The organism is Iodobacter fluviatilis, assembly GCF_900451195.1.
GTDB classification, from domain to species: Bacteria; Pseudomonadota; Gammaproteobacteria; order Burkholderiales; family Chitinibacteraceae; genus Iodobacter; species Iodobacter fluviatilis.
This window is the reverse complement of the sequence record NZ_UGHR01000003.1, coordinates 342297-353616: the sequence shown is the minus strand read 5'-3', so window position 1 is coordinate 353616 and position 11320 is coordinate 342297. Positions and strand designations below refer to the sequence as shown.

The window sequence follows — 11320 nt, the reverse complement described above, 5'->3', positions numbered from 1 at the left end:
ATGGATTTTTGAGGCGAATAGCTGGCTATTCAACGAAAAAATGCGTGAAATATCGCCAAATCCGGTTTTTCCGCAGTAGATCAGTCTTAAGTCAGGCAGGCTGTCTAGTATGTATTACACCTTAACCACATGCACTAAATGGCGTTCTGCATCGATTCCAGGCACTTTTAAATGATCCACAGCCCTTACTTTTACTGTTTCAGGTAAGTGTGCAATTTCTTCAAAAGGATAAACCCCTTTCAAAGCAGCCCACTCCCCTTCCGGCGCCAGCAGGTGCTGAGTGAGTTTTACAAACTCAGCTAACTCCGCAAAAGCGCGTGAGGTAATAATCTGGAATGGCGCTTCTGGTTTGTAAAGCTCTACACGCTCAGTAAGCACCGTAACATTGGTGAGTTTTAACTCAGCAATCACCTGACGCAAAAACGTCGTTTTTTTATGATTTGAATCGAGCAAAAACAATTGCCAGTCAGGCCGCACAATGGCCAATGGAATACCTGGCGTGCCAAAACCTGAGCCTACATCCAAAATGCGAATTTTTTCATTTGCTTGGCCTTTGAAATGCGGCAAGGGAGCAAGTGAATCCAAAAGATGATGCGAAACCATACGCTCCGGCTCGCGAATTGCTGTCAAGCTGTAGGTTTTATTCCATTTCGCAATCAGCGTCACATAAGCCAGCAAGCTGACCGATTGTGCTGTTGATAAATCAATTTTTAGCTCGGCAAGGCCAGTGGCCAGCTCAGAAAACATGGAATCAGTAGCAGTCATTCTTTACCTTTTTCAAGCAATTGCTTTTTCTTTAAATGAACCAGCATTAAAGCGATGGCCGCTGGGGTAATCCCGGAAATTCTGGAGACCTGGCCCATGGTTTCCGGCTTATGTTTGATCAGCTTTTGCTGCACTTCTTTGGATAAGCCCGATACATCAGTGAAATCCAGATCTGCAGGCAGCAGGAATTCTTCCAGATTATCGCGGTTAGCCACTTCAGATTGTTGCCGTTCGATATAACCCTGATATTTCAGCTGAATCTCTACCTGCTCGGCCACCAACGGGTCTTCTACAGCGGGTTTGGCGATTTCCATCGACATCAGGCTATCGTAAGAGACCTGCGGGCGGCGGAGTAAATCGGCCAGCGTATATTCACGCTCGATCGCTTTACCCAGCACACGCTCAGCATCGCTTACCGAAAGAATACGTGGATTTACCCATGTCGTGCGCAAGCGTTCCAATTCTAAATCAATGGCATCGCGTTTTTTGCAAAAAGCATCCCATTGCGCATCGCCAATCAGACCCAGCTCACGGCCTTTTTCAGTCAGGCGTAAATCAGCATTATCTTCACGCAATTGCAGGCGGTATTCGGCGCGGCTGGTAAACATGCGGTAAGGCTCAGTCACGCCATTGGTGACCAGATCATCGGCCAGCACACCAAGGTATGCTTCATTGCGTTTTGGCGTCCACGCATCTTTTTCACGCACATAGAGACCGGCATTCAAACCCGCTAACAAACCTTGTGCAGCCGCTTCTTCGTAACCTGTTGTGCCATTAATTTGCCCGGCAAAAAATAAACCGGCAATGCTTTTGGTTTCGAAACTGGCTTTTAAATTGCGCGGATCGTAGTAATCGTACTCAATGGCATAGCCTGGGCGCAGAATGTGCGCGTTTTCCATACCGGCAATCGAGCGCACAGCGGCCAGCTGAATATCAAACGGCAAGCTGGTTGAAATACCGTTTGGATAATATTCGTGGGTATCTAAGCCTTCTGGCTCTAAGAAAATCTGATGGCTGTCTTTGTCGGCAAAGCGATTAATTTTATCTTCGATACTTGGGCAATAGCGCGGGCCAACGCCTTCAATTTTACCGGTAAACATCGGGCTGCGATCAAAACCGCTGCGGATAATCTCATGCGTTTTAAGATTGGTGTGCGCCATCCAGCAAGGCAATTGCTTGGGGTGCATACCCACATTCCCACGCACCGAAAACACAGGCTCTGGCGTATCACCGTATTGCGCTTCCAGTACCGAGAAATCAATTGATCGGCCATCAATCCGTGGTGGCGTACCTGTTTTCAGGCGGCCAACAGGTAAATTTAAATCGCGCAAGCGGGCAGCAAGCGTGACCGAAGCAGGATCCCCGGCACGGCCACCAACGTGGTTTTCCAAACCAACGTGAATTTTACCAGAAAGGAAAGTTCCAGCAGTCAGTACCACTGCACCTGCTTCAAAACGAATACCGATTTGGGTAATCACGCCAGTGACACGATCACCATCTAATGTCAGATCATCCACAGCCTGCTGAAATAAATCCAGATTCGGCTGGTTTTCTAACATATGGCGCACCGCTGCTTTATAGCGAACACGGTCGGCCTGCGCGCGCGTGGCGCGAACGGCTGGGCCTTTACTGGAATTGAGGGTTTTAAACTGAATGCCACCAAAATCGGTGGCTAGCGCCATTGCGCCGCCTAAAGCATCCACTTCTTTAACCAAATGCCCCTTGCCAATCCCACCAATCGACGGGTTGCAGGACATCTGACCAAGGGTTTCAATATTGTGTGTCAGCAGCAGGGTTTTGTTACCCATGCGGGCGGCCGCCAACGCAGCCTCAGTCCCGGCGTGTCCGCCGCCGACAACAATCACGTCGTATCGAGTAGGATAAAGCATAGCGTTGAGCATCCAGCAAGCAAAGGGGCAAGATTTTACGCCGTATTAGCCCTGACGACTATCGCGAAGCGATGAGTGCCTGTGCAAAAATGCCCCCTGCCCATTGTAGCAATATCCCGGAACACATTTATACCCGCACATAAAACACAAACGCCCCGATTTTACGGGGCGTTTCACGTGGAACAACTACATGCCTAAAATCTGCCCTGTGGATAAAAGATAATTAACCGCAACAAGATAAATATTGGCTGCATATCATTTTGAATAAACAAGCACCTACAGCACCACCGGCCAGTCTTTACAGCACACCAAACTCACGAGCCGCCTCTAAAGCCGCGCCTACAATGCCCGCATCATTTTTAAGCTCTGCTGGCACCACAGGGAAACGTAAATCTGTAAGCTCCGGAATAAATTTCTCGTGCTTCTTGCTGATGCCTCCGCCAATAATCAATAAATCAGGTGACAGCAGTAATTGTAAATGCTGAACATATTCATTTAAACGCTGGCTGTATTCTTTCCATTTTAAATTTAAATCGTCTTTTACTTTCCCCGAACAATATTTCTCGGCAATTTCATTATTTTTAAAAATCAAATGGCCAAATTCTGTATTGCTGATTAATTTACCATCAACAATTAAAGCACTGCCAATGCCTGTCCCTAAAGTAATAACCAGTACTTTGCCCGCCTTCCCTTTGGCAGCACCAAAAATCCCTTCCGCGAGGCCCGCTGCATCTGCGTCATTAATAAGCTTTAAAGGTAAGCCTGTAACCTGAGATAAAATATCCTGTGCTGGTGCATTAAGCCATGAAGCATCCACATTCGCAGCCGACAGGGTTACGCCATTGTGCACAATGGCCGGGAACGTACAGCCAATCGGGCCTTGCCAGTTAAACTGATCAACCAGCTGCTTAACTACAGCGCCCACGGCTTCTGGTGTGGCCGGCTGCGGGGTATCAATACGTACCCGCTCGCACAATAACTCGCCTGTTTCCACATTGACCGGGGCTCCTTTAATACCTGTGCCACCAATATCAATACCCAGAACAATTTTTGCAGATGCTGTTTGCTCAGTCATTTTTTACTCTTTATTGGATCTGTATATTTTATCAGATGAATAAGAATAGAATCTCTATTCAAATATTATTTAGACGATTTTAGCTCTAAAAGACGCTTTTTATCTTCTTCAGCCTTGGCTTTAATATTTTCAATATCCTTCTTTTTATTTCTATTGTCTTCCTCAATATCAAAAACTTCTTTTTGTACGGAAACTAAATCTGCAGCCAGATCAGCAGGCACAACGCGATTTGCTTTTTTATGGCGTGCAATTTGTGTTTCGATCCGGGTTTTACGCGGAGTAGCATTTTGCATACGGATTGCATTAGCCGCGATGGCCGATTCCACCACGCCTATCCGCCTGTCTCTGATGAGATCTATTTCTTCAGGCTTAGAAAAAGACTGCAGCAAGGCGCGGTCTTTTCTCTGCTGCTCTTTCTGCTGAGCCTGCTCATTTTGGATTTTATCTTTCTCTTCCTTGCTCAAAACAGGTGCTGGCGTGGTCTTAACGATGCCGGATTTATTCAGCTCAGTCACACCGCTCGTTGGGGTGGTAACAGGTGGCTTATCACTGTATTGCACCCGCCCAGTCTCATCCACCCAGCGATAAAGCTTGGCAGAGGCGGAAGCAGTTAATAAAGCCAATATAAAAAAAGTACTAAGACCACGCAGCATCAGATAAACCTTTTAAATTCCGTATTGATTACGGTAAGCACTTACTTTAGCCAGTTTCTCATCCATACCAGCCTGAGCACCCAAATATCCCAGTAAATCATCCAGTGAGGCGATAGGAATCACAGGAATACCAAATTGTTGTTCTACTTCTTGTACTGCTGATAATGCCCCCTGCCCACGCTCCATACGATCAAGCGCAATCAGAACACCCGCTGGCTCTGCACCTGCAGCACGAATCATATTCACCGACTCGCGCACCGATGTGCCCGCAGAAATCACATCATCAATAATCATCACACGGCCTTTAAGCGGCGCGCCAACTAACACACCGCCTTCACCATGATCTTTTGCTTCTTTGCGATTAAATACAAAGGGCACATTCCGGCCTTGGGCAGCTAAAGCAACGGCAGTGGCCGATGCCAGCACAATTCCTTTATAGGCGGGCCCGAATAACACATCAAACTCAACACCCGACGCTTGTACCGCCTGTGCATAAAATTGCGCCAAAGCGCCTACTGATGCGCCATCACTAAATAAGCCCGCATTAAAAAAGTACGGCGATTGACGGCCAGCCTTAGTGATAAAATCTCCAAAACACAGCACATTTTGCTCTACAGCAAAAGAAATAAAGTCGCGGCGAAAATCACTCATGCTGCATTTTCCTCATTTATTGATCTCAATAAAGCGAAGCATAACATTTCTTACAAAGGGACACCGAATGCGCATTATCAGTGCTAATTTAAACGGCATTCGCTCAGCTGCAAATAAGGGCTTTTTTGAATGGCTGGCAAAACAAGACGCCGATGTGGTGGCCTTGCAAGAACTTAAAGCACAAGAAGCCGATCTTTCCCAGCAAATGAAAGAGCCTGCGGGGCTAAAAGGCTTTTTTCATTACGCTGAAAAGAAGGGCTATAGCGGAGTAGGACTTTATTGCCGCCGCGAGCCAGATCGGGTCATTACCGGCCTTGGCATTGCCGATATCGATTTTGAAGGCCGTTATTTGCAAGCCGATTTTGGCAATCTTTCGGTCGTTTCACTTTATCTGCCATCAGGCTCTTCATCCGATGAGCGCCAGCAAGTGAAGTTTTCCTTTTTGGATCGCTTTCGTCCGCATCTGGAGCAGCTTGCCGCCAGCGGCCGCGAAGTGGTTCTGCTTGGCGACTGGAATATCGCCCACAATGAGATTGATATTAAAAACTGGAAAGGGAATCTGAAAAACTCAGGCTTCCTACCGGAAGAGCGCAGCTGGCTGGGCAAGCTATTTACCGAGCTGAAGTTTGTAGACGTCTGGCGCAAGCTTTACCCGGAAATTCCCGGTTACACATGGTGGAGCAACCGCGGCCAGGCCTATGCCAAAGATGTAGGCTGGCGTATCGACTACCACATCACCACCCCTGGTATTGGTGCAACGGCGCAAAATGCTTCGGTTTATAAAGACGAAAAATTCTCCGACCACGCCCCGCTGATTGTGGATTACGACTACCAAGTTAATTGATACTTGCCATAAAACCCACACCTTTAACCACGCAGGACACGGAGAAAACAGAGCAACTATAAATTGGCTTTTTTTGCATTCTTTATAAATGAGTACATATGCATTCTAAAGCCAGCAGCTTGCCAAATAATTTTGGGGCTCTCCGTGAAACTCCGTGTCCTCTATGGTTCAAGATTTTGGTTTTTCTTGTTTTTCCGAACTCCACGGTGCTACTTTAAACAGCAGCAGCATGCCCGGAATCGCCAGCGCGGTGCAGAGGAAGAAAAAGCTAATCCAGCCCATTTGCTCTACTAGCCAACCGGTGCTGGCATTAATAAAGGTGCGGGGCACGGCTGCCAAACTAGTAAACAGCGCAAATTGGGTGGCGGTATAACGTGGATCGGTGGTTCTGGCGATGTAGGCTGTAAATGCCGCGGTGCCCAGCCCAACGCCTAGGGCTTCAAACGCAATCACAATAGCCAGTGCTACTTTGTCTGCTCCTACAGTTGCCAGCCATGCAAAGCCTAAAATGGATACAACCTGCACCACACCAAATACCCACAGAGCGCGGTTGATGCCCAGCTTTAACATCCACACACCGCCCACAATACCGCCAAATACCGCAGGCCACAGTCCGGCATTTTTAGCGATCACACCAATTTCTGTTTTACTAAAACCCAACTCTAAATAAAACGGCGTCGCCAATGCGGTGGCCATGCTGTCGCCTAATTTATATAGAAAGATAAAGGCCAAAATCCACATGGCATTACGCCAACCGTGACGGGTCATAAACTCGTGGAAAGGCTCAATTACGGCTTCACGCAGTGTTTTAGGCGGGCGGACTAATTGTGGCTCGCTGACCAAGAGTGTCATCACAATACCCGGCAACATAAACAAACCGGTAATCATAAACACCTGAGCCCACGGCAGATGATCCGCCAGAATCAAAGAAAACGCGCCGGGAATCAGGCTGGCAATGCGATAGGCATTCACGTGTACCGACGTGCCCAAACCCAGCTCTTCATCACTTAGAATTTCACGCCGGTAAGCATCGAGCACAATATCCTGACTGGCGCTAAAGAAAGCTAATGCCATGGCCAAATAGGCAATCGACCATAAATCCAGCTTAGGATTAAATAAGCCAAATGAGGTAATTAAAACCAGTAAAGCAACTTGCGTAAGCAGCATCCAGCCTCGCCGCCGGCCCAAGCCCGGCAAGGCATAGCGATCCAATAAGGGGGCCCAAATAAATTTCCAGGTAAAAGGAAACTGAATCAGCGCAAAAAAGCCAATCGCTTTTAAATTAACACCTTCGCTTTTTAACCACGCAGGGACTAAGTTAATCAGGATATACAGCGGTAAACCCGAAGCAAATCCGGTAAACACACAGATCAGCATGCGCCGGGAGAACAAGAGCGATTTCCAGTGAGTAGTAGTCATAATATCTGGCGGTAAAATGGAGGCATTACCTTACCTTAAATTCAACATTTCAAGGCCATAGCTTCGCGCATTATTAAAAAATACACAGGCTATTTTTACCAAAATGGTAAGCAAACACGCCATCTCTGGCCCTCTGCTGGTAAACCCCAATAGGACAAGCAAGAGGAATCAGGCTAATGTTAATTCAAACAGTCGTTTAGAAACGCCACAATTTCGACCTGAACGCAGCTAATTAAGCACCTAGAAAAAAGATAAATCAGCTTGATTTTTAATCAATATAATTGCTGGGGAATATTCCGATGCCGACCTTTACACAGCTACTAAGCCCCCTCGATCTGGGCTTTACCACCCTTAAAAACCGTGTTTTGATGGGCTCCATGCACACAGGGCTGGAAGAAGCACCAGATGGCCCGGAACGGATGGCAGCCTTTTATGCCGAGAGGGCAAAAGGTGGGGTAGGGCTGATTGTAACCGGCGGCATCGCGCCCAATGCAGCAGGCCGTATTTATGAAGATGCAGCCATGCTGGCCGATGAAAGCGATATCCCCCGCCATCTGCCGATTACCCAAGCTGTGCACGATGCAGGCGGCAAAATCTGTTTACAAATTTTACACGCCGGCCGCTACGCCTATCACACAGCCAGCGTGGCTCCATCGGCTATTGCTTCGCCGATCACCCCATTTACACCCCATGCTTTAAGCGTAGAAGAAATCGCCAGCACCATCGCCGATTTTGCTAAGACCGCTAAGCTCGCACAGAGCGCGGGTTACGATGGCGTAGAAATTATGGGCTCGGAAGGTTATCTGATTAACCAGTTCCTTTGCAGCCATGTAAATCAACGTGACGATGAATGGGGCGGAGACGCCAGCCGCCGCCAACGTATCGCTGTTGAAATCAGCAAGGCCGTACGCGCTGCTGTTGGCCCCAACTTTATTGTGATTTTCCGCCTGTCCCTGCTCGATTTAGTCCAAGACGGCGGCACACTGCCCGAAGCGATTATCCTTGCTCAAGCACTTGAAGCCGCTGGCGTCAGCCTGATTAATACGGGTATCGGCTGGCACGAAGCACGCATTCCCACCATCGCCGCAGCCGTACCTCGTGGTGGCTTTAGCTGGGTCACACGCAAATTAAAAGACCATGTATCCATCCCGCTGATCGCGGTAAACCGCATCAATACCCCAGAAATTGCCGAGCATATTTTAGCCAGCGGCGACGCGGATATGGTGTCCTTAGCCCGCCCCCTCTTGGCCGACCCTGATTTTGTAAATAAAGCGGCGGCCAAGAATAGCCATCTCATCAACACCTGTATCGCCTGTAACCAAGCTTGCCTAGACCATGTGTTTGAAGGCAAAGCAGCCTCTTGCTTGGTTAACCCGCGCGCCTGCCGCGAAACCGAATTCCCACAAACCGCAAAAACCCAGCAAGCCAAACGCATTGCCGTGATTGGCGCAGGCCCAGCCGGATTATCTTGCGCTACTGCCGCAGCTAGCCGCGGCCACAAGGTCACGCTGTTTGAAGCAAGCGATGCCATTGGCGGCCAATTTGGCATTGCCCAGCGCATCCCCGGCAAAGAAGAATTCACCGAAACGCTACGCTACTACCGCAATCAGCTGGATTACCTTGGCGTAAATGTAAAACTGAATCACGTTGCTAAAGCGCTTGAGTTAGCTGGTGAGTTTGATGAAATCGTCATTGCCAGCGGTGTAAAACCACGCGTGCCCAATATCGATGGCATCACACATCCTAGCGTGGTTTCCTACCCCGCCCTGCTGCGCGGCGAAGTAAAACCCGGCAAAAAAATTGCGATTATTGGCGCAGGCGGCATTGGCGTGGATACGGCCGTATTTTTATCCGAAACCCATAGCGAGCTCAGCCCTACAGACAACTTTATCCGCGACTGGGGTATTGATGCCAGCATGAAGAGCGCAGGCAGCTTAGCCAAACCCGCCATGCAGCCTAGCGGCCGCGAAATCTGGCTATTAAAGCGCAGCAAGGGCAAGCCCGGCAGCGGCCCCGGCAAGACCACCGGCTGGATACATCGCGCTACCTTGCAATTACGCGGCGTAAACCTGCTCGGCTCAGTTGAGTACCTGAAGATCGACGATGCTGGGTTGCATATCAAGCAAAACAATGAAGAAATCTGCCTTGAAGTCGATCAGATCGTGCTTTGCGCAGGGCAGGAATCAGTTACCACACTTTGGGATGAACTCAGTGCAAGCGGAGCACCCGTGCACCGCATTGGCGGCGCGCTGCTTGCCGGCGAAGTAGACGCCAAACGCGCTATTGCCGAGGGCTTTAATCTGGCGATGGGGTTTTAAATTTTTAAAACCCGTCAAAAAAACCATCGCCCTCAGGGCGATGGTTTTTTTTATGCACTTCAAAATGAGAATAAGGGCATGGACACCGCCAATATTCAACAAAGCAGCTAATTAATAACAAATTTAAATACATTTACACAACAAGATCACAATGGATTTGCAGGCTTTCAGTCGGATTTAGGTGAATTCGAAAACCCTCTTTAATAAGGGCTTCTTTTACCTGATACAGAGGAAGTGCATATCGCTCCACCCGGCGTTTTTGCCAAAACAAAGGCGTAAATACGCTCAAAGGCAATAGCCGTACACGACGCCCATGCAGAAGAAAGGACACATCAAGATGTGTGCCGTCCACATCGTGACCATTACTTCCAAAAATAGCAGCGATCTCACCTTGCCTGCTGGAATAAAAACAGCGAAAAGCGTTGATACCCAGAGCTCGAAATTTATTGCGGGCGAAGCCAAGCTGAGATTCTTTTTTTTCGTAACCCCGCGTCAAAATCAAAACAATATGCTCAGGTAGTTTCATCTGAATTCGCTGCAATTTGCTAAATGCATCTGAATCTACCTGCACCTGCTGAGCAGGCCACCGCGGCCTGATTTGCACATTGGCATACACGCCGCGATTAAGAGTAAGTAAAGTCAAATTCAGCGCCTTTAATCAGAAGCACAATGAAGCCAAGTTAAAAATCAGGTCCCCTGCTTCGGCATCAAAAACCACAGAATCAAATAAACAAAAATACCTGGAAATGCGACCGAAAGACAAGACACAATAACAAAAATCAGCCGCAGCTTGCCCGAGCCTATTCCCAGATAATCTGCCAGCCCGCCCATTACCCCTGCAATCCATTGATCATCACGGCTTCTGCGTAAGACTTTATTCATGGTTTCTTCCTCGTTAATCCTGCGGTTTAACTTCTGACTCACAAAAAATATCACGTTTCTGCTCGATCAATAATCAAACAAATACCTCAATTAAACTGTATCGCTCCAGCGCAGCCCAAAAGGAAGCTCAAAAGAAGCAAATAGAAAATGCAAAACCCTGCGCTGGCTTGTACCTAATGATTTTGAAGATGAATGCAAAAGTAAAGGCCGCATCAACAATATGCTGCCTGCGTCTGCCACACAGACGATTTCTTGCCCGCGTGCAATAGCAGCATCCTCTGCCGTCACCAAGCCCTGCAAATGCGATCCTGGCACGATGCGCAGCGGACCATCCTCTGCCCCGCAAACATCCAGATGTATCCTCACCGCTATCAACTGCTGTAAGACCTCCACAGGTGCTTGTACATACAGCTGGCCTTCTTTAACTGACCAGCCGTGCAAAGCTGGATGCTCAATACGCTCTGCCACAGGAATACTTAAATCCTGATGCACAGCGACCAGCCAATTGCGGGAAGCAGATTTTTCAAAAAAGGTGCACTGCACCGCAACCATGCCGGATAGCAATGATGACAAAGCCGGATGCTGGCGGATTTTTACAACCAGAGAGCGGCACCCGTCTTGCAATAATAAACGCCGCGTACCTGCAGAGGCACTGCGCATTGTTTCAATCTGCCCGGCAATGGTTCTGCATTCAGCAGCGCTGAATATGGCTGAAACCAAAGCAAAACCATCACGCTCAAAAGCATTCATATTTATCTTTGTTTGCAAGATACGTTGACATCCAGCTTACCATTCTCCTGTGTTTAAACGAAAAAAACCCGCCA

Annotated in this window: 11 protein-coding genes; 2 read left to right on the top strand and 9 right to left on the bottom strand. The window is 48.3% G+C overall.

The genetic code is table 11. The features are described 5' to 3' along the window. Positions 1-114 precede the first annotated feature (114 nt). The 5 genes from rsmG to pyrE form a co-directional block, all read right to left on the bottom strand. The gene (gene rsmG, locus DYD62_RS16995) at positions 115-765 is read right to left on the bottom strand and encodes a 16S rRNA (guanine(527)-N(7))-methyltransferase RsmG (protein ID WP_115228602.1); all 651 of its coding nucleotides are present in this window, start codon (positions 763-765) and stop codon (positions 115-117) included. After that, positions 762-2654 (bottom strand): tRNA uridine-5-carboxymethylaminomethyl(34) synthesis enzyme MnmG, encoded by a 1893-nt coding sequence (mnmG, locus tag DYD62_RS16990; protein ID WP_115228601.1) that lies wholly within the window; start codon positions 2652-2654, stop codon positions 762-764. Before mnmG ends, rsmG begins: the two co-directional genes overlap by 4 nt. A gap of 298 nt (positions 2655-2952) precedes the next feature. Next, complete coding sequence (gene ppgK / locus DYD62_RS16985; protein ID WP_099396744.1) at positions 2953-3729, bottom strand: polyphosphate--glucose phosphotransferase; 777 nt, start codon at positions 3727-3729, stop codon at positions 2953-2955. 65 nt (positions 3730-3794) lie between these two features. Continuing rightward, positions 3795-4382: a DUF4124 domain-containing protein gene (locus tag DYD62_RS16980; RefSeq protein WP_115228600.1), complete on the bottom strand. Its 588-nt coding sequence runs from the start codon at positions 4380-4382 to the stop codon at positions 3795-3797. A 12-nt stretch (positions 4383-4394) separates the two neighbouring features. After that, complete coding sequence (gene pyrE, locus DYD62_RS16975; RefSeq protein WP_115228599.1) at positions 4395-5033, bottom strand: orotate phosphoribosyltransferase; 639 nt, start codon at positions 5031-5033, stop codon at positions 4395-4397. 67 nt (positions 5034-5100) lie between these two features. Between pyrE and DYD62_RS16970 the strand changes: the two genes are divergently transcribed. Beyond that, entirely contained in the window at positions 5101-5877 is a 777-nt protein-coding gene (locus DYD62_RS16970) for an exodeoxyribonuclease III (protein WP_115228598.1), read from the top strand. A 168-nt stretch (positions 5878-6045) separates the two neighbouring features. Here the strand turns inward: DYD62_RS16970 and DYD62_RS16965 are convergent, their stop codons facing one another. Further along, positions 6046-7296, bottom strand: coding sequence for an AmpG family muropeptide MFS transporter (locus DYD62_RS16965; protein WP_115228597.1), 1251 nt, complete (start codon positions 7294-7296; stop codon positions 6046-6048). A 299-nt stretch (positions 7297-7595) separates the two neighbouring features. On the opposite strand from DYD62_RS16965, the gene DYD62_RS16960 reads away from it, so the two are divergent. Then, the gene (locus tag DYD62_RS16960; protein ID WP_115228596.1) at positions 7596-9614 is read left to right on the top strand and encodes an NADPH-dependent 2,4-dienoyl-CoA reductase; all 2019 of its coding nucleotides are present in this window, start codon (positions 7596-7598) and stop codon (positions 9612-9614) included. 133 nt (positions 9615-9747) lie between these two features. Here the strand turns inward: DYD62_RS16960 and DYD62_RS16955 are convergent, their stop codons facing one another. The 3 genes from DYD62_RS16955 to DYD62_RS16945 all read right to left on the bottom strand — a co-directional run bounded on the left by DYD62_RS16955 (position 9748) and on the right by DYD62_RS16945 (position 11246). Beyond that, on the bottom strand, positions 9748-10140 hold the full coding sequence (locus DYD62_RS16955; protein ID WP_207916771.1) for a hypothetical protein: 393 nt from the start codon (positions 10138-10140) through the stop codon (positions 9748-9750). 161 nt (positions 10141-10301) lie between these two features. Then, a complete protein-coding gene (locus DYD62_RS16950; RefSeq protein ID WP_115228594.1) occupies positions 10302-10496 on the bottom strand; it encodes a PspC domain-containing protein in 195 nt (64 codons plus the stop codon). Between the two features lie 90 nt (positions 10497-10586). Beyond that, complete coding sequence (locus DYD62_RS16945; protein WP_115228593.1) at positions 10587-11246, bottom strand: phytanoyl-CoA dioxygenase family protein; 660 nt, start codon at positions 11244-11246, stop codon at positions 10587-10589. Positions 11247-11320: the final 74 nt, after the last annotated feature.

What these genes read in the sequence shown, in the direction of transcription:
- rsmG (WP_115228602.1), bottom strand. Translation starts at nt 765, where the DNA reads ATGACTGCTACTGATTCCATGTTTTCTGAGCTGGCCACTGGCCTTGCC.
- mnmG (WP_115228601.1), bottom strand. Translation starts at nt 2,654, where the DNA reads ATGCTTTATCCTACTCGATACGACGTGATTGTTGTCGGCGGCGGACAC.
- ppgK (WP_099396744.1), bottom strand. Translation starts at nt 3,729, where the DNA reads ATGACTGAGCAAACAGCATCTGCAAAAATTGTTCTGGGTATTGATATT.
- DYD62_RS16980 (WP_115228600.1), bottom strand. Translation starts at nt 4,382, where the DNA reads ATGCTGCGTGGTCTTAGTACTTTTTTTATATTGGCTTTATTAACTGCT.
- pyrE (WP_115228599.1), bottom strand. Translation starts at nt 5,033, where the DNA reads ATGAGTGATTTTCGCCGCGACTTTATTTCTTTTGCTGTAGAGCAAAAT.
- DYD62_RS16970 (WP_115228598.1), top strand. Translation starts at nt 5,101, where the DNA reads ATGCGCATTATCAGTGCTAATTTAAACGGCATTCGCTCAGCTGCAAAT.
- DYD62_RS16965 (WP_115228597.1), bottom strand. Translation starts at nt 7,296, where the DNA reads ATGACTACTACTCACTGGAAATCGCTCTTGTTCTCCCGGCGCATGCTG.
- DYD62_RS16960 (WP_115228596.1), top strand. Translation starts at nt 7,596, where the DNA reads ATGCCGACCTTTACACAGCTACTAAGCCCCCTCGATCTGGGCTTTACC.
- DYD62_RS16955 (WP_207916771.1), bottom strand. Translation starts at nt 10,140, where the DNA reads ATGAAACTACCTGAGCATATTGTTTTGATTTTGACGCGGGGTTACGAA.
- DYD62_RS16950 (WP_115228594.1), bottom strand. Translation starts at nt 10,496, where the DNA reads ATGAATAAAGTCTTACGCAGAAGCCGTGATGATCAATGGATTGCAGGG.
- DYD62_RS16945 (WP_115228593.1), bottom strand. Translation starts at nt 11,246, where the DNA reads ATGAATGCTTTTGAGCGTGATGGTTTTGCTTTGGTTTCAGCCATATTC.